The 22,331-nt window shown below is 65.8% G+C and carries 17 protein-coding genes; 10 read left to right on the top strand and 7 right to left on the bottom strand.

The annotated features are described in order from the left end of the window. Positions 1 to 219: 219 nt before the first annotated feature. Together F0185_RS29970 and F0185_RS29975 are read left to right on the top strand one after the other, a co-directional pair. Positions 220 to 2,052 carry a cellulase family glycosylhydrolase gene (locus tag F0185_RS29970; RefSeq protein WP_167231485.1) on the top strand — a complete coding sequence of 611 codons (1,833 nt, stop codon included), beginning with the start codon at positions 220 to 222 and terminating at the stop codon, positions 2,050 to 2,052. Positions 2,053 to 2,169: 117 nt separating this feature from the next. Continuing rightward, a complete protein-coding gene (locus tag F0185_RS29975) occupies positions 2,170 to 2,715 on the top strand; it encodes an RBBP9/YdeN family alpha/beta hydrolase (RefSeq protein ID WP_167231488.1) in 546 nt (181 codons plus the stop codon). 143 nt (positions 2,716 to 2,858) lie between these two features. On the opposite strand, the gene htpG is transcribed toward F0185_RS29975, so the two are convergent. Continuing rightward, complete coding sequence (gene htpG / locus F0185_RS29980; RefSeq protein ID WP_167231491.1) at positions 2,859 to 4,778, bottom strand: molecular chaperone HtpG; 1,920 nt, start codon at positions 4,776 to 4,778, stop codon at positions 2,859 to 2,861. A gap of 63 nt (positions 4,779 to 4,841) precedes the next feature. Further along, entirely contained in the window at positions 4,842 to 6,302 is a 1,461-nt protein-coding gene (locus F0185_RS29985) for an aminotransferase-like domain-containing protein (RefSeq protein ID WP_167231494.1), read from the bottom strand. A 101-nt stretch (positions 6,303 to 6,403) separates the two neighbouring features. Here F0185_RS29985 and F0185_RS29990 point away from each other — a divergent pair, with 101 nt between their 5' ends. The 4 genes from F0185_RS29990 to F0185_RS30005 all read left to right on the top strand — a co-directional run bounded on the left by F0185_RS29990 (position 6,404) and on the right by F0185_RS30005 (position 10,418). Further along, positions 6,404 to 7,372 (top strand): threonine dehydratase, encoded by a 969-nt coding sequence (locus F0185_RS29990; RefSeq protein ID WP_167231497.1) that lies wholly within the window; start codon positions 6,404 to 6,406, stop codon positions 7,370 to 7,372. Positions 7,373 to 7,375: 3 nt separating this feature from the next. Continuing rightward, positions 7,376 to 8,290 carry a DMT family transporter gene (locus F0185_RS29995; RefSeq protein ID WP_229477269.1) on the top strand — a complete coding sequence of 305 codons (915 nt, stop codon included), beginning with the start codon at positions 7,376 to 7,378 and terminating at the stop codon, positions 8,288 to 8,290. A gap of 358 nt (positions 8,291 to 8,648) precedes the next feature. Beyond that, positions 8,649 to 9,110, top strand: coding sequence for a RidA family protein (locus F0185_RS30000; RefSeq protein WP_166886825.1), 462 nt, complete (start codon positions 8,649 to 8,651; stop codon positions 9,108 to 9,110). A gap of 114 nt (positions 9,111 to 9,224) precedes the next feature. Next, entirely contained in the window at positions 9,225 to 10,418 is a 1,194-nt protein-coding gene (locus F0185_RS30005) for an aminotransferase-like domain-containing protein (RefSeq protein WP_166886822.1), read from the top strand. 88 nt (positions 10,419 to 10,506) lie between these two features. On the opposite strand, the gene F0185_RS30010 is transcribed toward F0185_RS30005, so the two are convergent. Together F0185_RS30010 and F0185_RS30015 are read right to left on the bottom strand one after the other, a co-directional pair. Further along, positions 10,507 to 11,922, bottom strand: coding sequence for a hypothetical protein (locus F0185_RS30010; RefSeq protein WP_167231500.1), 1,416 nt, complete (start codon positions 11,920 to 11,922; stop codon positions 10,507 to 10,509). 85 nt (positions 11,923 to 12,007) lie between these two features. Beyond that, positions 12,008 to 13,423, bottom strand: a complete 1,416-nt coding sequence (locus tag F0185_RS30015; RefSeq protein ID WP_167231503.1) for a hypothetical protein — start codon at positions 13,421 to 13,423, stop codon at positions 12,008 to 12,010. 209 nt (positions 13,424 to 13,632) lie between these two features. On the opposite strand from F0185_RS30015, the gene F0185_RS30020 reads away from it, so the two are divergent. After that, positions 13,633 to 14,436 carry an alpha/beta fold hydrolase gene (locus tag F0185_RS30020; RefSeq protein WP_167231506.1) on the top strand — a complete coding sequence of 268 codons (804 nt, stop codon included), beginning with the start codon at positions 13,633 to 13,635 and terminating at the stop codon, positions 14,434 to 14,436. Between the two features lie 22 nt (positions 14,437 to 14,458). Next, positions 14,459 to 15,181 carry a 5,6-dimethylbenzimidazole synthase gene (gene bluB, locus F0185_RS30025; protein ID WP_167231509.1) on the top strand — a complete coding sequence of 241 codons (723 nt, stop codon included), beginning with the start codon at positions 14,459 to 14,461 and terminating at the stop codon, positions 15,179 to 15,181. Here the strand turns inward: bluB and F0185_RS30030 are convergent. Genes F0185_RS30030 through F0185_RS30040 form a run of 3 tightly spaced genes read right to left on the bottom strand, consistent with a single transcriptional unit; the run spans position 15,156 to position 19,890 of the window. Further along, positions 15,156 to 16,718, bottom strand: coding sequence for an FGGY-family carbohydrate kinase (locus F0185_RS30030; protein WP_167231512.1), 1,563 nt, complete (start codon positions 16,716 to 16,718; stop codon positions 15,156 to 15,158). The two genes, bluB and F0185_RS30030, sit on opposite strands and share 26 nt — an antisense overlap. Further along, the gene (locus tag F0185_RS30035) at positions 16,715 to 18,298 is read right to left on the bottom strand and encodes a glycerol-3-phosphate dehydrogenase/oxidase (RefSeq protein WP_167231516.1); all 1,584 of its coding nucleotides are present in this window, start codon (positions 18,296 to 18,298) and stop codon (positions 16,715 to 16,717) included. The genes F0185_RS30030 and F0185_RS30035 overlap by 4 nt, the downstream gene beginning before the upstream one ends. Beyond that, positions 18,295 to 19,890, bottom strand: a complete 1,596-nt coding sequence (locus F0185_RS30040) for an FAD-binding oxidoreductase (RefSeq protein ID WP_167231519.1) — start codon at positions 19,888 to 19,890, stop codon at positions 18,295 to 18,297. Before F0185_RS30040 ends, F0185_RS30035 begins: the two co-directional genes overlap by 4 nt. 109 nt (positions 19,891 to 19,999) lie before the next feature. Here F0185_RS30040 and F0185_RS30045 point away from each other — a divergent pair, with 109 nt between their 5' ends. Together F0185_RS30045 and dapC are read left to right on the top strand one after the other, a co-directional pair. After that, positions 20,000 to 21,031: an AraC family transcriptional regulator gene (locus F0185_RS30045; protein ID WP_229477270.1), complete on the top strand. Its 1,032-nt coding sequence runs from the start codon at positions 20,000 to 20,002 to the stop codon at positions 21,029 to 21,031. 60 nt (positions 21,032 to 21,091) lie between these two features. Next, positions 21,092 to 22,312 (top strand): succinyldiaminopimelate transaminase, encoded by a 1,221-nt coding sequence (dapC, locus tag F0185_RS30050; RefSeq protein ID WP_167231525.1) that lies wholly within the window; start codon positions 21,092 to 21,094, stop codon positions 22,310 to 22,312. The last annotated feature ends 19 nt before the right edge of the window (positions 22,313 to 22,331 follow it).

A 22,331-nucleotide genomic window follows, 5' to 3' on the forward strand; every position in this document is an offset into this window, starting at 1 on the left:
TCAGTGTTTCTTCCACGCCGCACGGCGGAAAGGTTTCCATTGACTTGGGAAGGAGCGTGATGTCAAATGCTCCACAGTCACCTGAAAACGATTTCAAAACTATTCGGGGACGACAGGCGCCAAGGTGCGCCGCCCGCAGCACCGAGATGGCAGCAAGCCCGATCCCGCCACTGGCCCGTCGCCCCTCGCTCACCGACATCGACCCAGGAGACAATAGCGATGAGCATGACCCTCAACAATGCAGCAGTATTGCGCCCAACCTTCCGCCCGGCTTCCCACCTCCCCTTCACGCGCCTGGCCGCCGCCCTGGCGCTGTCGCTGTGCGCCGGCGCCGCGCTGGCCGATGTGCCGGCGCTGTCGGTGGCCGGCAACCAGGTGCTGGTCGGCGGCAAGCCGGGCAGCATCAGCGGCAGCAGCATGTACTGGTCCAACAACGGCTGGCCCGGCGCGCGCTTCTACAACGCCGGCGCGGTCGGCTGGCTCAAGGACGACTGGAAGGCCAAGCTGGTGCGCGCCGCCATGGGCGTGGAAGAAGACGGCGGCTACATCCAGTTCCCGGCCGATAACAAGGCGCGCGTCAAGGCCGTGGTGGACGCCGCCATCGCCAAGGACATGTACGTCATCATCGACTGGCACTCGCACTACGCCTTCCGCCATCAAAACGAAGCGATCGCCTTCTTCCAGGAGATGGCGCGCACCTACGGCAACCACAAGCACGTCATCTACGAGATCTACAACGAACCGAAGGACGACGTTACGTGGGACGCCAACGTCAAGCCGTACGCGCAGGCGGTGATCGCGGCGATCCGGGCGATCGATCCCGACAACCTGATCATCGTCGGTTCGCCGCACTGGTCGCAGGACGCCGACATCGCCTCGCGCAATCCGATCACGGGCCACAGCAACATCGCCTACACCCTGCACTTCTACGCCGGCACCCACACCCAATACCTGCGCGACAAGGCCGCCACCGCCATGAACAACGGCCTGGCCCTGTTCGTGACCGAGTGGGGTTCGGTCAACGCGGACGGCAACGGCGGCGTGAACTACCCCGAAACCAACGCCTGGATCGACTTCATGAAGAAGCACAACATCAGCAACGCCAACTGGGCGCTCGATGATGCCAGAGAAGGCTCGGCCAGCCTGGTGCCGGGAGCCAGCTCCAACGGTGGCTGGGCCAACTGGGACCTGACCGAATCGGGCAAGCAGGCGCGCGAGACGGTGCGCAACTGGCCATCGACGCCGGACGCCGGCTGCGCCACCGCCAGCGTGCCATCGACCATCCAGGCCGAAGCCTGGTGCCAGATGAGCGGCGTGCAGCTGGAAGCGACCAGCGACGCCGGCGGCGGCCAGAACGTCGGCTACATCGACAGCGGCGACTGGATGAACTACACGGTCGACGTGCCGTCCGCCGGGCTGTACACGGTGTCGTACCGCGTGGCCAGCGCCAATGGCGGCGGCAGCATCAGCCTGGAACGGGCCGGCGGCAGCCCGGTGTTCGGCACCAAAGCGGTGGGCGCGACCGGCGGCTGGCAAAGCTGGAGCACCATCTCGCACGACGTACAGCTCCCGGCCGGCAAGCAGTCGATCGGGATCGCGGCCAAGGCCGGCGGCTTTAACCTGAACTGGATCGGCATCGCCGCCGCCGGATCGGGCGGGCAGATCGCGCTGATCCAGGCCGAAGACCATGCCAGCATGAGCGGCGTGGAGTCGGAACCGACCACCGACGCCGGCGGCGGCAGGAACGCCAGCCATATCGACACCGGCGACTGGATGTCGTACACCAACGCGCCCGTGCTCATTCCCGAAACCGGCGCCTACACGATCGAATTCCGGGTCGCCAGTCCGGGCGGCGGCGAGCTCAGTTTCGAGGAAGCCGGCGGCAAGCCGAACTACGCCACGGTAGCGGTGCCGGCCACCGGCGGCTGGCAGAACTGGGCCTCCGTGAACCGGACAGTGACCTTGTCGGCCGGCAGCCATTCGTTCGGCGTGTATGCGAAACAGGGCGGCTGGAACCTGAACTGGATCAAGGTGAGCAAGGCCGCGCGATAGCGACCCGTGTGCCGCGGCCGGGCGCGCTGTTCATGCCAGTGCGCCTGGCCGCGTGCACAAGCGCTGGTCCTTTAGTCGTACAATCGTTGCAATCGAACCAACAACAGCGGAGGGGTAATGGATTGCGATGTACTGACATTGGCGGGGATCTGGAATTCGGGGCCGTCGCACTGGCAAACGCACTGGGAACGGCGCAACCCGAAGTGGAAGCGGGTCGCGCACCGCGACTGGAACAATCCCGATTGCCACGAATGGGTCGATGAACTCGATGCGGCCATTGCGATGAGCGAAGGGCCGCCGATCCTGGTGGCGCACAGCATGGCGTGCGGCCTGGTGGCGCACTGGGCGCGTTCGGAATCAACGCTCGGTATCAGCGGAGCGTTCCTGGTGGCGCCGGCCGATGCCGATGCCGACTCGTTTCCGTCCGAGGCGGTGGGGTTTGCGCCGATGCAGCTGCAAAAGCTGCCGTTTCCGAGCATTGTGGTGGCCAGCACCAACGATCCTTACGTGTCGATCGAACGCGCACGCGCGTTTGCCGAGGCGTGGGGCAGCCGCTTCGTCGAGATTGGCGACGCGGGGCATATCAATGGGGAGAGCGGGTACGGCGACTGGCCGGAGGGGGAGAAGCTGTTGGGGGAGTTGTGCAAGCAGGTGTCGGCTTAAGCGCCGTTCTTCGTTAACATAAAGACCGTCGTTCCCGCGCAGGCGGGAACCCAAGTTTGTTGAGCCGCGTTTAATGCTGCTAACTTGGGTTCCCGCCTGCGCGGGAACGACGGAACTTATGACGATGGTGCTCAATAAGAGCCTTACTTCGCCCCAGCCAGCAGCATCTCGTTCAAGCGCTTCACGAACGTGGCCGGATCGCTCAGCGAACCGCCTTCAGCCAGCAGCGCCTGGTCGAACAAGATGTGCGCCCAGTCGCCGAACTGCGTGCTCGCCGCGTCTTCGTTTTTCAAACGCGTCACCAGCGGGTGATTCGGATTGATCTCCAGGATCGGCTTCGACTCCGGCGCACTCTGCCCGGCCGCCTTCAACATGCGCAGCAGGTTCCCCGACAGCTCGTTTTCATCGGCCACCAGGCAGGCTGGCGAATCGGTCAGGCGGAACGTCACGCGCACGTCCTTGGCCTTCTCGCCCAGCGCCGCCTTCATGCGCTCGACCAGGTCCTTGTACGAGGTTTCGGTTTCTTCGTGTTCCTTCTTCTCGGCTTCGTCTTCCAGGCCGCCCAGATCAAGGCCACCCTTGGCCACCGACACCAGTTCCTTGCCTTCGAACTCGGTCAGGAACGACAGCATCCATTCATCGACGCGGTCGGTCATCAACAGCACTTCCACGCCCTTCTTGCGGAAGATTTCGAGATGCGGGCTGTTCTTGGCAGCGGTGTAATTGTCGCCGGTGACGTAGTAGACCTTCTCCTGGCCTTCCTTCATGCGCCCGATGTAGTCGGCCAGCGAGGTCGTCTGGTCGGCGTTCTCGTTGGCGGTCGAGGCGAAACGCAGCAACTTGGCGATGCGTTCGAGGTTGCCGGAATCTTCGCCGATGCCTTCCTTGAGCACCTGGCCGAATTCCTTCCAGAAGGTGGTGTACTTGTCCTTCTTTTCCTGCTCCTCGGCGTTGGCCAATTCTTCGAGCATGCCCAGCACGCGCTTGGTCGAGCCTTCGCGGATCACCTTCACATCGCGCGACTCCTGCAAGATCTCGCGCGACACGTTCAGCGGCAGGTCGTTCGAATCGATCACGCCCTTGATGAAGCGCAGGTAGGCCGGCATCAGCTGCTCGGCATCGTCCATGATGAACACGCGCTTGACGTACAGCTTGATGCCGCCGCGCTTGTTGCGGTCCCACAGGTCGAACGGGGCGTGGCTCGGCACGTACAACAGTTGCGTGTATTCGCTGCGGCCCTCGACCCGGTTATGGGTGTGGGCCAGCGGCGCCTGGAAGTCGTGCGAGACGTGCTTGTAGAATTCCTCGTACTGCTCGGGCGTGATGTCGTTCTTGTTGCGGGCCCACAGCGCGCTGGCCTGGTTGACCGTCTCGGTTTCATCCTTGAGGACCGTCTCGCTTTTCTCGGCGTCCCACTCGTCCTTTTGCATCACGATCGGCAGCGAGATGTGGTCCGAGTACTTGCGGATGATCGATTTCAGCTTCCAGCTCGACAGCAGCTCGTCCTCGCCTTCGCGCAGGTGCAGGATGATGTCGGTGCCGCGCGCGGTCTTCTCGATCGCTTCGACGCTGTAATCGCCCTCGCCCGCCGACTCCCAGCGCACGCCTTCGGACGCTTCGGCGCCGGCGCGGCGGGTTTCGACCGTGATCTTGTCGGCCACGATGAAGCCCGAGTAGAAGCCCACGCCGAACTGGCCGATCAGGGCCGCGTCGGCCTGCTGGTCGCCGGACAGTTTGCCGAAGAATTCCTTGGTGCCCGACTTGGCGATGGTGCCCAGGTGCGAAATGACTTCGTCGCGGCTCATGCCGATGCCGTTGTCGGAAATGGTGACCGTGCGCGCTTCCTTGTTAAAGGCGACGCGGATTTTCAGTTCATGGTCGTTACCGTACAAAGCGTCGTTATTGATCGCCTCGAAGCGCAGCTTGTCGGACGCGTCGGACGCGTTCGAAATGAGCTCGCGCAGGAAGATCTCCTTGTTCGAGTACAGGGAGTGGATCATCAGTTGCAGCAACTGTTTTACTTCTGCTTGAAAACCAAGGGTTTCTTTTTCGGCAACAGCCATTTTTAGTCCTCGTGTAAGACGGGTTGAACGGATTGTCCAGAAATGGGGGTGTTCCGGGCGATTTCAAGGCCTGCGAAGCGGGCTCCCCAGTTCCTTGGCCAGAAATTCCCATACCCCCGGCTCCTGGGAGGTCGACACATTCATGCGCATCCGGGTCGACGGCAGCTGGCTGGGCGAAAACAGCGCCCCCGGCGCCAGCAGCAAACCGGCGGCCATGGCGCGTTCGGCCAGGGCAATGGTATCGACACCGGTGTCGGCCCAGATGAACATGCCCGCCGGCGGCGCCACGTCGATGCGCAAGCCGACCTTTTCCATCTGGCGCACCGTGCGCGCGCGCACCGCGTCGAGCCGTGCGCGCAGGCGGTCGGCGTGCTTGCGGTACAAGCCCTCGGAGAGCACTTTGTATACCACGCGCTCGCCGATGTCGCTGGTGGTGAGCGTGGCCAGCATCTTGCGGTCGCACAGGCGCTGCGCCCACTCGGGAGAGGTGGCGATGAAGCCGACCCGCAGGTTAGCCGCCAGCGACTTGGAAAAGCCGCCCAGGTAAATCACCCGTTTCAGCTGGTCGAGCGCGGCCATGCGCGTGGCCGGCTGCACCGCGCTGCCGGGATGCAGGTCGCAGTAGATATCGTCTTCGACGATGGTAAAGCCGTGTTCCTCTGCGATGCGCAGCACCTGGAACGCCTTGGCCGCCGACAGCGAGGTGGAGGTGGGGTTGTGCAGCACCGAATTGATCACGTACAGCTTCGGTTTGTGCAGCGCCGCCATGGCGGCCAGCTGGGCGAGGTCCGGGCCATCGGGCAGGCGTGGAATGCCGACCACCTTCAGCCCCATCGCCGCAAAAGCGCCGAACATCAGGAACCAGGCCGGGTCGTCGACCAAAATGGTGTCGCCGGGGCGGGTGAATTCGCGCGCCACCAGGTCCAGCGCCTGGGTCACGCCGACGGTGGTCACGAACTGCTCGGGCGCGGCGTCGATTTCGAGCTCGGCCAGTTTCAGCTGGAGCTGCTGGCGCAGCGGCAGGAAGCCCTGCGGCATGCCGTAGTTAAGCAGCAGCGCGGCGCTCTGGCGGCTGACCGCGCGCAGGGCGTTGGCGATCATCGGGCCGTCCAGCCATTCGGACGGCAGCACGCCGGAGCCGGGCACCCGCTGCGAGGGCGCGGGACGGAACATGTTGCGGATCAGCCAGACCACGTCGAGCGGCTTGGTTTCCAGCGCCGCCGGCGCGGCGTCCGGCGCCGAGCGCTCGCCGGCGTTGAGCGGCGAGCGCTCGCGCACGAAGAAGCCGGCGCCACGGCGCGACTCCACATACCCCTTGGCCACCAGCTTGTCGTAGCTGGCCACCACCGTGAAGCACGATACGCCGTGAGTGGCCGCGAACTGGCGGATCGACGGCATGCGCGCGCCGCTGCGCAGGATTTTATCGTCGATACGGTTTGAGACCGAACGCACGATCTGGTCGATCAGCGTTTCGCCCGAGCCGCGCGTGAGCAGGCCCATGGCGGGATTGCTTGTATTGGTCATGGCACCGTCACAGTATGCGTAATTATGTGGATAAGTGTATTGGTACTGTACTGGTTTTCTCGTCTAGGATACACCCATCGACCCACCTTTGAAAGAGCGCCATGTACTTGCCATCCCTTGCCGAACTCGATGCCGCCGCGGCCCTTGTGTACCGCGCCATGCCGCCCACGCCGCAGTATTCGTGGCCGCTGCTGAACGAGGCGCTCGGCACCGAGGCCTGGGTCAAGCACGAGAACCACACGCCGCTCGGCACCTTCAAGGCGCGCGGCGCGGTGGTCTATCTCGATGCGCTGGTGCGGCGCGCGCCCGAGGTGCGCGGCATCATCGCCCCGAGCCGCGGCAACCATGGCCAGGCGATCGCCTTCAGCGGCGCGCGCCTGGGATTGCAGGTGACGGTGGTGGTCCCGCACGGGAACAGCGTGGAAAAGAACGCCTGCATGCGTGGCCTGGGCGCGCGCGTCATCGAACATGGCCACGACTTCCAGGAAAGCCGCGAGCATGCGCTGGCGCTGATGCGCGAAGAAGGCCTGCACATGGTGCCCTCGTACCACGAAGACCTGGTGGCGGGCGTGGCCAGCGGCTGGCTCGAACTGTTCCGCGCCCAGCCCGACCTGGACCTGGTGCTGGTGCCGATCGGCCAGGGTTCGGGCATCTGCGGCGCCATCGCGGCGCGCCACGCGCTGGGCGTGAAAACCCGGATCATCGGCGTGGTGTCGAGCCATGCGCCGGCGTACCAGCTCTCGTTCCGGGCCGGGTACAGCATCGAAGCGGCGGTCAGCACGGTGGTGGCCGACGGGCTGGCATGCCGCGTGGCCGATGCGGCGTCGCTGGTGGCGGTGCTCGAATGCGCCGACGACGTGCTGGCCGTGACCGACGACGAAGTCGCGCGCGCCATGCGCCTGTATTACCGCTGCACCCACAACCTGGCCGAGGGCGCGGGCGCGGCGGCGCTGGCGGCGGCCATGCAGATCAAGGACGGGCCGCTGATCCGAGGCAAGAAGATCGGCCTGCCATTGACTGGCGGCAATGTCGACGCCGACCTGTTTCGCCACATCCTGCAAGGACCCTGAGCCATGACGAGCACCTTGACGATGGCGGCGCGGCCCGCCATGTCGGACGAGAGCGCCGGGATGCTGCTGGGGCTGGCCGGGGTTGCCCTGTTCAGTCTGACGCTGCCCTTCACGCGGATGGCGGTGGCCGGGCTGGAACCGGTGTTCGTCGCCTTGGGGCGGGCCTTGGTGGCGGCCCTGCTGGCGGCCATCTGGCTGATGTGGAAGCGCGCGCCGCTGCCGCCGAGGTCGGCGCTATGGCCGCTGGCGATGGTCTCGCTCGGCTGCGTGATCGGCTTTCCGTGGCTGACCTCGATTGCCTTGCGCAGTTTGCCGGCGTCGCACGGCGCGGTGCTGGTCGGCATCTTACCGCTGGCCACGGCGCTCGTTTCCGCGCTGCGCGGCAATGAAAAACCCTCGCTCGGCTTCTGGCTGACCGCCGTGGCGGGTTCGGCCATCGTGATCGGCTTCGCCCTGCGCCAGAGCGGCGGCAGCTTCCACCAGGCCGACCTGCTGATGTTCGGGGCAGTTGCCGCGGCGGCGGTGGGCTACGCCGAGGGAGGAAAACTATCGCAGAGCATGGGCGGGCAACAAGTAATCAGCTGGGCGCTGGTATTGTCGGTGCCGCTGGTGTTACCGCTGGTAATCTGGCTGGCGTTGCCGCAGCTGGACCGGATGGCCGAGGCTGGCGCGCGGGCATGGATCGGCTTTGCGTACGTATCGATATTCTCGATGTTCATCGGCTTTTTCTTCTGGTACCGGGGCATGGCGCGCGGCGGCATTGCCCGGGTGGGGCAAGTGCAGCTACTGCAACCGTTCATGACGCTCGCTGGCGCCTGGCTGCTGCTGGGCGAGCCGCTCGAGCCCGCCAACATCGGCTTCGCCCTCGCGGTGATTGCCGTCGTCGCCATCGGCCGCCGCATGCAAATCAAACGCTAACACCCCCAACCGGGGTCTGACCTCTGATTCGCCAACCGCACCCCCAACCGGGGTCAGAGCTTTAATTAGAAACTTTTTTATTGCAAAACCGCCAAAGGCGCCGGTTTTGCAAGCTTTTCACGGCAAGCCTGGTCGGTAAGCCCTTGGGACGCTGAAAATGCGATCGGTCGAATGCGATCTGCGTTAATAGAGAGAAAAAGTTTCGAATTAAAGCTCTGACCCCGGTTGTAGGAGTTTTGGAAGTTGTTTTGCCGGAGGCTGTCCCAACTTTCGGCCTTGGCGTGATTCCGGTGGGCAGCCGGTCGTGCCCGACGTACAATACTGCCTTGTTCTTTCTATCCGCTTCCGAGGAATCACCATGACCGTCTACGACACACTGAAATCGCTTGATATCACCCTCAGCCCACCTGCCGCGCCCGTCGCCGCGTATGTGATGTATGTCCAGACCGGGAATCTGGTGTTTATTTCCGGACACATCGCGAAGAACGCCGACGGTTCCGTCAATGCCGGTCAGCTGGGCAAGGACGTCAGCACCGAGCAAGGTATCGCCGCCGCGCGCGCGATTGCGATCGATCTGCTGGGCACGCTTCAGGAAGCCTGCGGCGGCGATCTCGGCAAGGTCAAGCGTATCGTCAAACTGATGAGCCTGGTCAACTCGACCCCCGGCTTCACCGACCAGCACCTGGTCACCAACGGCGCCTCGGAACTGCTGGCCGAGGTGTTCGGCGATGCCGGCAAGCATGCGCGCTCGGCCTTCGGCGTGGCGCAGAACCCGCGCGGCGCCTGTGTCGAAATCGAAATGATCGTCGAAGTCGCTTAAACCAACATCAACATCCCGGACGCTGCTTATCCGGCGGCGTCTTTCCAGCCGCTTACCCAGCGTGCTCTATAATCGGCCCAGTGCGAACCCGGCCGCCTTGACTGTGAGACCAGTATGAAAATCGAAAATCCAAACCCCATCGAGTGGCGTTTTTCCGAGCGCGCCAGCCAGCTTCAGAGTTCGTTCATCCGCGAAATCCTGAAGATTACCCAGCGTCCGGAGATCATCTCCTTCGCCGGCGGCCTGCCCTCGCCCGCCACCTTCCCGGTCGAGCACATGAAGGCGGCCTTCGACAAGGTCTTGTCCGAAAACGGTAAAGTCGCATTGCAATACGGCCCGACCGATGGCTACCCGCTGCTGCGCGAGTGGATCGCCAATTCGCTGTCCACCGCCACTTGCAAGATCCTGCCGGAACAGGTCCTGATGACCTCCGGCTCGCAGCAGGCGCTCGACCTGCTGGGCAAGGTGCTGATCGACGAAGGCAGCCGCGTGCTGGTCGAAACGCCGAGCTACCTGGGCGCGCTGCAAGCGTTCTCGGTGTATCGCCCCGAATTCAAGTCGGTCGCAACAGACGAGCATGGCCTGGTGCCGTCCTCGATCGCCGCCGTGGCCGAGGGCGCGCGCCTGCTGTACGCGCTGCCGAACTTCCAGAATCCGACCGGGCGCAGCCTGTCCATCGAGCGCCGCCAGGAACTGGTCGAAACCTGCGCCCGCCTCGGCCTGCCGCTGATCGAGGACGATCCGTACGGCGCGCTGAGCTACAAGGGCGAGCCGTTCCCGAAAATGCTGAACATGAACCCGGATGGCGTCATCTACATGGGCTCGTTCTCGAAGGTGCTCACGCCGGGCATCCGCCTCGGCTACGTGGTGGCGCCGCTGCCGCTGGTGCGCCGCCTGGAACTGGCCAAGCAGGCCGCCGACCTGCACACCGCGCAGCTGACCCAGATGGTCGTCTACGAAGTGGTCAAGGATGGCTTCCTCGACCAGCACATCCCAACCATCCGCGCGCTGTACGCCAACCAGTGCCAGGCAATGCTCGACGCGGTCGCCGAGTTCTTCCCGGAAGGCGTCACCTGGACCAAGCCCGAAGGCGGCATGTTCATCTGGGTCACCCTGCCCAAGCATATCGACGCCATGAAGCTGCTCGACCAGGCCATCGCGGCCAAGGTGGCCTTCGTGCCGGGCGCGCCGTTCTACGCCAACGAGCCGGAAACGAACACCCTGCGCCTGTCCTTCGTGACGGTGCCGCCGGAGCGTATCCGTGAAGGCGTCGCCATCCTCGGCAAGCTGATCGCCGCCCAGATGTAAATCCGGCCGCGGCAAGCCAGCGCCGTCCCCCAGGCAACTGACGGACGGCGTTTTGCATTCGATGCGCCGGGCCGCCGATGCGCGGGCGTCAGGGCCGCTTTCTCAAGGTGGCCACATACTCGCCGCGCGAGGTTTCAATCACCGCGCTGTCGCCCTCCAGGCGCACGCCGTCCAGCGTGGCTTCCGGCCCCGGCGCGCAGATCGCCGGCGGACAACTGCGCTGTCCGTCGAAGCGGGCCAGCGGCCGCAGGGTTTTCCGGTCGAGCACATGCACCACCGGGCGCAGGCGGGCGTCGCCGGAACGCGCCAGGTCGCCGGCCAGCACCACGTAACTGTCGGAACAGAAGCCGGACATGCCGCCCATCCTTCCCGCCGCGATCACTTCGCGCCCGTCCAGCGAGCGCAGGCGCGCGATGCCGTCGATGTCGGCGCTGCCGATGGGGCAGCGCTGGCGCACCACTTCGGCACGCGCGAGCGGCTTGTCGTGCGCGAACGGCAGACCCTGGCCCATGGCACGCAGCAGCGCCCCGCCATACTCGAAGTGCAGCCCGTAATTGGGCGCGCGCGCCATGAGCGGGCAAAGACTGCGGGGGCGGCCGCGGCCGCTATCCACGCTGGCCAGCCGCTGCTCGTACAACAGCCGGCGCGGTTCGCCTTTGAGCAAACGCAGCACGGCGCCGTCGCCCAGCGCTTTCACCTCCAGCAGCAGCGTGCCGGGCTGCGCCGCCTGTCTGATCATCAGGCTGTCTTCGCGGTCGGAATACGCGATCCAGGCCGCCCCGCCGGCATGCGCCTTGGTGAACCCGCCGGGCAGTTCGAGCGCCGGCCCCGCGCCCGCCGGTTCCAGCACGCGCGCATCGATGTCGAGCACCAGCGGCTCGCCGCCGGGCGCGTCCGACGGCACGGGCCAGGTCAGCGGGACCGGGCACAAGTCGCTGGTGGTGTAGATCATGCCGTGAGGCAGAAGCAAGGCCCGGTCGTCATGGCCGGCGGCGCGCCACTGGCGCGCATGCAGCGCTAGCGCCGCGACGAAGCTGAGCGCGATGAGCAGCCCCAGCACCAGCGCGCCGCGCACGCCAATGATCCTGCGCCTGGCCGCCGTGGCGGCGGTGAGCAGCACCAGCGACCACAGCCACATGAATGCGCCCCATCCCCAACTGACTGCGTGCGAGCCATGACCGCCCTTTTTGTCCAGAATCCCGGTTAGCAGGGGCAAGGTGGCGGCGAACAGGAGCATGAGCACGATGGACTTGCGCGGAACCTTGCCCATGCACAAACGCCACGCCGCATACAGGAAGAAGGGATTGGCATACACCGCCCAGCCGTTCGCGGCCCAGCCGAACAACAGACCCAGCAGCAGCATGCCCCCGCCCGGCAGAGGAGGACTGTAGGCCCCGGTGGCAAACACCGGGCTACCCATGGAAATGATCCATGCGAGCAGCGCCGCGCCCAGCAGGACAACATCGACCGGCCGCAAGTGCGCGGGTGTACTTGGAGAAGTCATCGTCGTTTGCACCAGAAAATGCCCTTGGCAAGGTGTTGCTCACGGGCAGGCGCCATTATACGAAGCGCAGGCCGCGCCGCAGCGGTCAGAATCGCTCGTCCATCGTGGCGGAATAGCTGCCCAGCGTGGTCTGTATCACGGCTTTTCTGCCATCGAGGGCGATTGCCTGGACAGTCACGGCAACTCCCGGCCCGCACATGGTATCCGGGCAACTGTCCCCGCGACTGAAAACGGCAAGGGGATTGAGCGTCTTGCGGTCATACACGTACATCGACTGCCACAGCGCAGGTTCATGCGGAGGCGCACCGTGATACACCAGCACCATGTAGCTTGCGGAGCAAAAGCCGGATACCTTGTGCTGGCTCGCGTTCCAGATCATGACCTCGCGCCCATCCCAGTTGCGCAATCCTTTGATGCGGTCGATATCGGCCGTACCGAAGTCGCACGGTTCGCGCGCCTCCTCGGCACGCGGCAATGGCGTGCCCTCTTGAATGGGCGGATCGAGCGCCATGGCGCGCATCAGCGCCTTGTCATAATCGTCCCGCTGCGAAAACCTGGACCGGCCAAGCAGCGGGCAAAATCCGACGTCGCCTTTGGCCGACGCCACCTCGTGCAAACGCTGCTCGTACAGCACGCGCTGCGGCACGCCTTTGAGCAAGCGCATGACGGCGTCCTTGCCCTCGGCTTTGAACTGCAGTACCAGCGATCCTGCCTGGGCCTTCTCCCTCACCATCACGGTGGAGGACGTTCCTTCCACGCGATGCACGCGCCAGGCCGAGCCATCGCCCTGTTCGTCGGTGAACTCGGCGGGAAGATCGAGCTTGACGCCGTCGCTGCTACGCAGCAGCGGATCGATATCGAGCACCACCGCTTCGCCCGTCGACCCGTCCAGCGGCGCCGGCCAGGCCAGTGCGAAGGGACATAATTCGCTGACGGTAAATATCATTCCGTTCGACAGCAGCGCCTGCCTGTCGGGCTCGTTCGCATGCCACCACTGGTAGCCATGCAGCGCCAGCGCCGCCACGCAGGCGAGCAGGATTGCGAGCCCGAACCGCACCGCCCCGCGCCTGGCCAGGCGCTCCTCCTTTGCCCGCGCCGCGGCGGCGAGCAGCACCAGCGACACCAGCCAGAGAAAGGCTCCCCAGCCCCAGCTGACCACCGGCCAGACCGTCCCCGACGAGAAATTGGCATACGAGCCTTTGAGGAAGGGCAATGTGGCCGCCAATAACAGCATGGCGCCGATGGCATAGCCGGTCGGTTTGCCGGCACGCACACGCACAGCGCCGATTGCGAAGAACACGTTCGCATACACGGCCCATCCGTTCACCATCCAGCCGAGCACCAAGCCGTCCAGCATGACGTCCAGGCCCCAATCGGGCCAGCGTTTGCCCTCGAGGGTAAACGCCGGCAAGAGAAGGGAAACGCCCCAGGCGATCAGCGCCGCGTGCAGCAGCATCTGGGCCAGTGGGCGGGGTGGCGGGGGGGACAGCGGAACGTGCATCGTCGATGTGATCCATATGCGGATCAAAAGGTTTCCGATCACGGTACGGCGATTATAGGAGCGGCAAGCCGGGTTCTCTACCCGCGAGGCATAAAGCCACACAGTTCCCGGTAAATACACTTTGATTTGATAACAGGAATAGAATACGCCGACAACCGCGCGCTCTGATAGGTAAGGGAGCCAATGCTGTACTCACTCGTGGATGCGCCATGAATATTCAGCAACGCAACAACGTGAATTTTTACGGAACCGGTTCCTCCACCCTGGTATTCGGCCACGGCTTCGGCTGCGACCAGAACATGTGGCGCAAGCTGCTGCCCGCCTTTTCCGACCGCTACAAGGTCACCCTGTACGATCTGGTAGGCAGCGGCGGCTCCGACCTGTCGGCCTACAACGAATTCGACTACGCCACCCTGCACCGCCATGCCGAAGACCTGCTCGAGATCATCCACCAATTCGCCAACGAGCCTGTGGTTTTCATCGGCCATTCGGTCAGCGCCATGATCGGCATGCTGGCCGCGATCCGCGAGCCGGCCATGTTCGCCGGCCAGGTGATGGTGGGCCCGTCGCCCTGTTTCATCAACGATGGCGACTACATCGGCGGCTTTAACCGCGAGGATATCGACACCCTGCTGCGCCTCATGCACGACAATTACCTCAAATGGGCCGCCAACATGGCGCCGCTGATCATGGGCGCGCCCGGCCAGCCCGACCTGCAGCAGGAGCTGACCGCCAGCTTTTGCCGCAACGATCCCGAAATCGCCCGCCATTTCGCGCGCGTCACGTTCCTGTCGGACCACCGCGCCGACGTGCCGCGCTCGCACACGCCCACCTTGATTTTGCAAAGCACCGATGACATGATCGCCCCGCGTGAAGTGGGCGAGTACATGCGCCGGCACCTGCCGGTCAGCTGGCTGGCGTTTGTCGACAATATCGGGCATTGCCCGCACATGAGCGCGGCGAGCGAAAGCGCGGAGCTGATCCGCACCTTCATCTCGCGTTTGCTCAAGTAGCCGGGCTGCCAGATAATGGATAATGGCGGCACCGGCGGCGCAATCCGCGCTGCCCGCCACCTGCGAGGCCACCGTGACCGATCAATTCAGCCAGGGCGATATCGACGCCGTCTACCGCGTCATCGCCGCGCGCCGCGACGTGCGCCATTTTGTACCGGGCGCCATCGACGAGGCGCTATTCGCAAGGCTGGTCAACGCGGCCCACCAGGCCCCCAGCGTGGGGATGATGCAGCCGTGGCGCTTTATCCGCATCCGCAGCGACGCCGTGCGCGAGGCGATCGTGAAGCTGGTCGACGAGGAACGGCTGGCCACGGCCGAGGCGCTGGGCGAACGCGGTTCGGAATTCATGCGCCTCAAGGTCGAGGGAATTCGCGAATGCGGCGAGTTGCTGGTGGCGGCGCTGATGGACCGGCGCGAGGAGTATGTATTCGGACGGCGCACCTTGCCCGAAATGGACCTGGCGTCGGTGGCCTGCGCGCTGCAGAACATGTGGCTGGCCTCGCGCGCGGAAGGGGTCGGGATGGGCTGGGTGTCGCTGTTCGATCCCGACAAGCTGGCCGCGCTGCTGTCGATTCCGGCGGGCGGCAAGCCGGTGGCGGTGGTCTGCATCGGCCACGTGGCGCAGTTTTATCCGATGCCGATGCTGGAGATAGAGGGGTGGGCATCGCGCAGGAAGCTGGACGACATGGTGTGCGTCGATCGCTGGGATTTTCCCGGCATCAAGGCTTCTTCGGATACCCCGTAATCTCCGCAATCTGCGCATACATCGGCTGCAAGCGCGCGTACATCTTGCGGTACACCTGCCTGTACAACCGGTCGTACATGACCCGGTTCGCCGCAATCGGCTCGAACACCCGCCCGATGCGCGTCATCGCCGCAATGGCCGCCGCAAAGTCAGGGTACAAACCCAGCCCCACCGCCGCCGCAATCGCCGCCCCCAGTCCCGACGTTTCATACACGTGCGGGCGCGCCGTCGGCAGCCCGAAAATATCGGCCGTCAGCTGCATCGCCGCGTCGCTCTGCGAGCCGCCGCCCGACACGCGCAACTCGGTAATCGGCACGCCGCTGCGTTTCTCGGTGCGCTCCTTCCCCTCGCGCAGCGCATACGCCAGTCCTTCCAGGATGGCCCGGTACACATGCGCGCGCGTGTGCACATCGCCAAAGCCGATGATCGCGCCCTTCGCCTCCGGCCCCGGCACGCGGATACCCGGGCTCCAGTAAGGCTGCAGCATCAGCCCCATGGCTCCCGCCGGCACCGCATTGACCAGTTCATCGAACAACTGCTCCGGCGCGACATCTTCTTCCAGCGCGCGCGCACGCTCGTGGTGGCCGAACTGCTCCTTGAACCAGTTCACCATCCAGTAGCCGCGAAAAATCTGCACCTCGGTGCTGTAGGTATCGGGTATGGCCGCCGGGTACGGCGGAATGAACGGCGTCACCTCCACATAGCGGCGGCTGGTGGTGTTGATGGTGGCCGTGGTGCCGTAACTGAGGCAGCCGATATGCGGCGCCTGGCAGCCCGCGCCGATTACTTCGCACGCCTTGTCGGCGGCCGCCGCCAGCAGCGGCGTGCCGGCCGGGATGCCGGTCAGCGCGGCCACCGCATCGTCGATCTTGCCGATCACCGTGCCAGGGGCCACCAGTTCGGGCAGCATCTGCGGCGTGATCGCGAGCGCCTGCCACTTCCAGTCGCGCGGACCGGCCCAGCGCTGGCGCTTGTAGTCGAACGGCAGGTACGCCACCTGCGAGCCGGTCGAATCGACATAGCGCCCGCACAGGCGGTAATTCAGGTAGCCCGACAACAGCAGGAACTTGTGCGTGCGCGCCCACACATCCGGCTGGTGCGCCTTGATCCAGTTGATCTCGGCCTCGCCGCGAAAGTAGTCGATCGTGCCCTTGACCCGCGCCAGCCGGAACGCCAGGTTCCACCACATGCCAACTTGCGGCGCCACGTCGGTGCGGCGCTGATCCAGCCAGGTGATGGCCGGGCGCAGCGGCACGCCGTCAATGCCGACGTTGATCACCGTGCCGCGCTGGGTGGTCACGGCCACGCCCGCTACCGCCGCCTTGTCGGCGCCCGGCTGCTCCCACAGCTGCTGGCAGGCGCGGCACAGCGACTGCCAGTAGTCTTCCGGGTCATGCTCGGCCCAGCCGGGATGCGCCGAAAAATAGCTCTCGAAATGCACCTGCGCCTTGGCCACGATATTGCCCTGCAGGTCGAACAGGATCGCGCGCACGCTCTGGGTGCCGTTGTCGATGGCGAGGATGGTTTTGTTGGTCATGGCAGCTTGCCCGGCAGGCCGTAGTGCGCCTGCCATAGTGCCAGATACGCCGCTTCGCTGGCACTCCAGCGCGCGTCGTCCCATTCCAGCTCGCGCTGGCAGATCGCGCGGATGCGCGCCATGTGCCGCACCCCGCCGCCGCGCAGCTGCAAGCCGAGGCGGGTGCGGCGCAGCAGCAGGTCTTCCAGGTGCTGCACCGCTTCCGTGCGCGCCGCCCAGCGCAGTTCGGCCCACAGCGATTCGGTGCCGGGAATGATTTCCAGCTCGCCCGCGCGCGCCGCGTCGATCAAGGGCTGCGCATGCGCGCCGTAGCGGCCGCGCAAACGCCGCACCACCGCCGGCCGCAGCGGCGCGACCAGCGATGGCGACGGCGCAAACACGGCGCACGGCGCCAGGTCGTCGCGCCAGCCGGGTAACAAAGGCATGGCGTGGCGCAGCGCGTCGAGCGCGATCACGCGGAAAGTGGTCAGCTTGCCGCCGGTGACGGTCAACAGGCCGTCTTCCAGCCACACGGCATGGTCGCGCGAGGCCTTGGACGGGTCGCCCGCGCCGCTGTCGATCACCGGGCGCACGCCGGCGTAGGTTGCGATCACATCCGCCTCGCTCAAGGCCAGTTGCGGGAACTGCGCATGCAGCGCCGCCATCAGGTAATCGAGTTCGGCCCGCGTGATGGCCGCTTCGCTTGCCAGGCCGGCGCCATGATCGACGTCGGTGGTGCCGACCAGGGTAACGCCTTCCCACGGAAAGGCGAACACCGGGCGGCCGTCCGCCGGATGCATCAGGCTGACCGCCTGCGCCAGCGGCAGGCGCCACGCCGGCAGCACCAGGTGGCTGCCGCGCAGCGGACGCAGTCGCGGCGCGCCGCCCGCTTGCGCGCGCAGGCCGTCGGCCCAGGCGCCGGTGGCGTTGATGACCACCCGCGCGCGCACGTCGTGGGTGGCGCCATCGCGCCCGTCGAGCAGCACTGCGCCGTTGACAGTGGGGCCGCTGCGCAGCAGTTCGCGCGCGGCCATGTAGTTGATCGCCACCCCGCCATGGGCCTGGGCTTCCTGCAGCACGCGCAGCACCAGGCGCGCGTCGTCGGTCTTGGCGTCGGTGTAGAGCATGCCGCCCTGCAGGCCGGCGCGCGCGGCGTTTGGCGTCATCATCGAAAATTCGCCATCGTCGACGTAGTGCCGTTCGCGTTTACCGGCAAGAAAATCGTACATCGCCAGACCGAGCAAGAACGTCTTGCGGCCCGGCTTGCGTCCCACGTAGTCGCCAAAGGCGAAGCTTTGCGGTTCGACCAGCCCCGCAGCCCCGGCCAGCAGCGCGTCGCGCTCGTGCACCGATTCGCGGGTCAGGCCGATGCGCCCTTCTTTCAGGTAGCGCAGGCCGCCGTGCACCAGTTTCGAGGAGCGGCTGGAGGTGCCCCAGGCAAAATCGCGCTGCTCGACCAGCAGCGCTTTCAGGCCGCGGCGCGAGGCCTCCAGCAGGATCCCGGCGCCGGTGATGCCGCCACCGATGATCAACAAGTCCCATTCGCGCGCCAACAGCAGCGGCAGCGTGGTGTGCCAGCCGTTCTGCCAGTGGGCGCTCATGGCGACACCAGCTTGCCCGGGTTCATGCGGCCATCCGGATCGAAGTGGCGGAACAGCGTGCGCATGGCGCCCATGCCCAATAAGCCTTTTTCGGACGCGAGGTAAGGCGCGTGGTCGGCGCCGACGCCATGCTGGTGGCTGATGGTGCCGCCGTTGACGACGATCGCTTCCGACACGGCGCCCTTCAGGCGGCGCCAGCGCTGCAAGTCTTCTTCATAGCTGCCCGAGAGGCGGTACACGAAGGTGGTGTAGACGCTGGCGCCCTGCGCATACAAATGCGACAGGTGGGTGTAGGCGTGCACGCGCTCCCCGCACGAGGCCATGGCCTGCGCGGCGGCGTCTTCCAGCGCGTGCATCATGGGTGTGACGCCCGGCCAATCGACCGCCGTTTCCACCGTGTCGATGGCGTAGCCGTGCTGCCAGGCGGCGTTGCGCAGGTAGACGTTGCGGAAGCGGTTCTGCTTCCATTTGTCGCCCATGGTGCGGCCCACGTGCACGCCCCCGCCGGCGCGCGCGATTCTTAGTGCGGCGCGCAGCGCGTGCTTCGCGTTGGCGGCGCTGCCGCTGGCGCCGATCATCAGCATGCATTTGCCGTCGGCGCAGCCGCGCCAGCGCAGCCAGGTTTCCAGCGCGCCGATCAGGCGCTTGTGGCCGGCCAGGGTCAGCATGGTCAAGGTCTCCAGCGGATTCGACAGGCGCAGCATCGACAGCGGCAGCCTGGCCTGCGCCAGCTCGCGCGTGGCCCCCGCCGCCGCGTCCCAGCTCGGGAAGAACACGGCGTGAAAGGCTTCGTACTGCGGCAAGCGGCTGATGCGCACCGTCGCCTCGGTGAGGATGCCGAGCCGGCCCTCGGAGCCGAGCACCATTTCGCGCAGGTCGGTACCGGCGGCCGACGCCGGAAAGGTCGGCAAGTCAAACGTGCCGGCCGGTGTTTCGACCCTGCCGCCGGCAAACAGCTGTTCGATGCGCCCGTAGCGCAGCGACTGCTGGCCGGACGAGCGTGTCACGACCCAGCCGCCCAGGGTCGAGTATTCGAACGATTGCGGAAAGTGGCCGAGCGTGTAGCCGAAGGCGCGCAATTGCGCTTCCAGGTCCGGCCCCAGCACGCCGGCGCCGAAGGTGGCCAGTTGCGCGTCCTTGTCCAGGTCGATCATGGCGCGCATGCGGGTCAGGTTGATGGTCAGGACCGGTTTGGGCCCGGCATCGACGCCGACATGGCCGGCCACGCTGGTGCCGCCACCGTACGGAATGACGATGGCGCCGCACAGTGCCGCAAAATCGAGCAGCTCGCGCACTTCTTCGCCGCTTTCGGGATACGCCACGCCGTCCGGGGCGGTGTCGATTTTGCCGTAGCGCAGGCGCAGCCAGTCGGGCAGGCTCTGGCCAAGCGCATTGGCCAGCCGTGCGGCGGCCGAGGTGTCGATCAGCGGATGCGGCGGCAGGCGGCTGGCGCCGATGCGCGCGCAGGCGTCGGCATGGCTGGTCTCGGCGCCGGCGGTTCCAGGCCCCAGGCGTTCGCCCAAAAATGCCAGCGCGTCGTCGTTCAACGCAAATTCAATGGCATCGTCGCCCCATCCGTTCCACCGTTTCATCGTTTTTTCCCGTTATACTTGTCTGTTCATCCACAGCCGCCAGCGTATGCGAAGGCGGGCTTCACGTATTGCGCTTTCATGACAACTGCTTTGTTCAAACATGCCAGCGATGCCGCCCGTGCCGCGCGCTGACACGCGCCGCGTCACCGGGTCTTATCTGCAGCCGCTGCTCGAAGCGGCGCAGGCGCGCGGCGTGGCCCCAAGCGCCTTGGCCGCCGCCGCCGGCCTGCCCGTGGCGGCGCTCGAGCGCCTGCCCGATTCGCTCGGCGCGGCCGATTACGTGCGCCTGCTGGCCGCCGGCGCCGAGCTGGCGCACGATCCGCATTTCGGCCTGCACGTGGGGGAACGGGTCAGGCTGGGAACGTACAGCGTGTACGGTTTGATTTTGCTGTCGTGCCGCGATTTCGGCCAGGCTTTCCAGCAGACCTTGCGCTACGAGCAGCTGGCGCACGACCTGGGCCGCTCGGTGCTGCACCTGGACGGCGGGCAGGCGCAGTACGAATGGGTCAGCAACTACCCCGACGGCGGCCGCCACCTGGTCGAAAGCGTGTTTGCCGGCATCCGCACCTTTACCACCTGGCTGGCCGGGAGCGCGCTGCCGGCGCCGCAACTGGGGTTCACGCACGCGCAGCAGGCCGACGGCGCCGAGTATGCGCGCATTTTCGGCGCGCTGCCGCGCTTCGGGGCGAGCGCCAACGCGGCCGGCTTCGACGCCCAATTGCTCGGCTGGCCCGTGCCGAATGCCGACGTGGGCCTGTACCCGGTGCTGCAGCGGCACGCCGAGCAGCTCCTGCGCGAGCGTGGCCGGGATGACGATGGGGTGGTGGCGCGGGTGCATGCGGCCATCATCGGCAACCTGGCGCACGACCGGGTGCGGCTGGCCACGATTGCGGAAGAACTCAAGCTCTCGCCACGCACCCTGCAGCGCAAACTGAGCGAGGCCGGGGCAAGCTTCCAGCAGGTGCTCGACCAGGCGCGCTACGCCCTGGCCATGGATTACCTGCGCCAGGGCGGCCTGTCGCTGGTCGATATCGCGTTTTTGCTGGGCTACCAGGAGCAAAGTGCCTTCTCCCACGCCTTCAAGGAATGGTCCGGGGTAAATCCCGGAGCGTGGCGCGATAGCGGCCATTTGCGCCTATAATACGTCGCTGTTCCGATCTACGCTAACCCTGCGCTTCCTGCGCCAAAACCTGGCAACGCCGTGAATCCACATCTCGACAAACTGCACCCCTACCCTTTCGAAAAACTGCGCCAGTTGTTCGCGGGCGTGACCCCGAACCCGGACTACGCCGCCATCAGCCTCGGGATCGGCGAGCCGAAACACCCGACGCCGCCCTTCATCCAGAAGGCGCTGGCGCACGGTGTGGCGGGACTGGCCAATTATCCGACCACGGCCGGCAGCGACGCTCTGCGCGGCGCCATCGCCAGCTGGCTGGAACGGCGCTACGGCGTGCCGGCCTTGAATCCGGCCACCCAGGTGCTGCCGGTGAACGGTTCGCGCGAGGCGCTGTTCGGGATCGCCCACTGCGTCATCGATGCCTCGAAACCGGCGCCGCTGATCGTCTGCCCCAACCCGTTCTACCAGATCTACGAGGGCGCGGCCTACCTGGCCGGGGCCGAGCCGTACTTCGTCAACTCGGAACCGGGCCGCAATTTCGGCTGCGATTACGCCAGCGTGCCGGCCACAATCTGGCCGCGCGTGCAGTTGCTGTACCTGTGCACCCCGGGCAATCCGACCGGCGCCACCCTGTCGCTGGCGGACTGGGAGCAGTTGTTCGCGCTGTCCGACCGCTACGGCTTCGTGATCGCCGCCGACGAATGCTATTCCGAGATTTACCACACCAGCGCGGCGCCCCTGGGCGCGCTGGAAGCGGCGCACCAGCTCGGGCGCAGCGGCGGCGAGACGCCGTACGCGAACCTGATCGTGTTTTCCAGCCTGTCCAAGCGCTCCAACGTGCCGGGCATGCGCTCGGGCTTCGTGGCCGGGGACCCGGCCGTGATCAAGAAATTCCTGTTGTACCGCACCTACTGCGGCGGCGCCATGTCGCCACCGGTGCAGGCCGCGTCCATCGCCGCCTGGGGCGACGAAGCGCACGTGCAGGAAAACCGGGTCAAGTACCGCGAAAAGTTCGCCCTGGTCACCCCGCTGCTCAGGGAAGTGATGGATGTGGAGCTGCCCGACGCCGGCTTTTACCTGTGGGCCGACGTGCGCCGCAGCGGCCTGTCGGACACCGAATTCGCGCGCCGTCTTTACGCGGAATATAATATAACGGTCCTGCCGGGCAGCTATCTGGCGCGCGACGCGCACGGCATCAACCCGGGCAGCAACCGCATCCGCATGGCCCTGGTCGCCGAAGTCGACGAAGGCGTCGAGGCAGCCCAGCGCATCGTCCAGTTTTGCAAGTCACTGAAGTCTTCTTGAATCGGTCACACCGATTCCG

The organism is Massilia rubra, from assembly GCF_011682065.1.
Classification (GTDB): Bacteria; Pseudomonadota; Gammaproteobacteria; order Burkholderiales; family Burkholderiaceae_D; genus Telluria_A; species Telluria_A rubra.

Bases quoted from the DNA above. Each gene is read 5' to 3' on its own strand.
- F0185_RS30000 (WP_166886825.1), top strand. From the start codon at position 8,649: ATGACCGTCTACGACACACTGAAATCGCTTGATATCACCCTCAGCCCA.
- F0185_RS30020 (WP_167231506.1), top strand. From the start codon at position 13,633: ATGAATATTCAGCAACGCAACAACGTGAATTTTTACGGAACCGGTTCC.
- F0185_RS30030 (WP_167231512.1), bottom strand. From the start codon at position 16,718: ATGACCAACAAAACCATCCTCGCCATCGACAACGGCACCCAGAGCGTG.
- F0185_RS30005 (WP_166886822.1), top strand. From the start codon at position 9,225: ATGAAAATCGAAAATCCAAACCCCATCGAGTGGCGTTTTTCCGAGCGC.
- F0185_RS30010 (WP_167231500.1), bottom strand. From the start codon at position 11,922: ATGACTTCTCCAAGTACACCCGCGCACTTGCGGCCGGTCGATGTTGTC.
- F0185_RS30015 (WP_167231503.1), bottom strand. From the start codon at position 13,423: ATGCACGTTCCGCTGTCCCCCCCGCCACCCCGCCCACTGGCCCAGATG.
- F0185_RS29995 (WP_229477269.1), top strand. From the start codon at position 7,376: ATGACGAGCACCTTGACGATGGCGGCGCGGCCCGCCATGTCGGACGAG.
- F0185_RS29990 (WP_167231497.1), top strand. From the start codon at position 6,404: ATGTACTTGCCATCCCTTGCCGAACTCGATGCCGCCGCGGCCCTTGTG.
- htpG (WP_167231491.1), bottom strand. From the start codon at position 4,778: ATGGCTGTTGCCGAAAAAGAAACCCTTGGTTTTCAAGCAGAAGTAAAA.
- F0185_RS29975 (WP_167231488.1), top strand. From the start codon at position 2,170: ATGGATTGCGATGTACTGACATTGGCGGGGATCTGGAATTCGGGGCCG.
- F0185_RS30035 (WP_167231516.1), bottom strand. From the start codon at position 18,298: ATGAGCGCCCACTGGCAGAACGGCTGGCACACCACGCTGCCGCTGCTG.
- F0185_RS30045 (WP_229477270.1), top strand. From the start codon at position 20,000: ATGCCGCCCGTGCCGCGCGCTGACACGCGCCGCGTCACCGGGTCTTAT.
- F0185_RS29970 (WP_167231485.1), top strand. From the start codon at position 220: ATGAGCATGACCCTCAACAATGCAGCAGTATTGCGCCCAACCTTCCGC.
- bluB (WP_167231509.1), top strand. From the start codon at position 14,459: ATGGCGGCACCGGCGGCGCAATCCGCGCTGCCCGCCACCTGCGAGGCC.
- F0185_RS29985 (WP_167231494.1), bottom strand. From the start codon at position 6,302: ATGACCAATACAAGCAATCCCGCCATGGGCCTGCTCACGCGCGGCTCG.
- F0185_RS30040 (WP_167231519.1), bottom strand. From the start codon at position 19,890: ATGAAACGGTGGAACGGATGGGGCGACGATGCCATTGAATTTGCGTTG.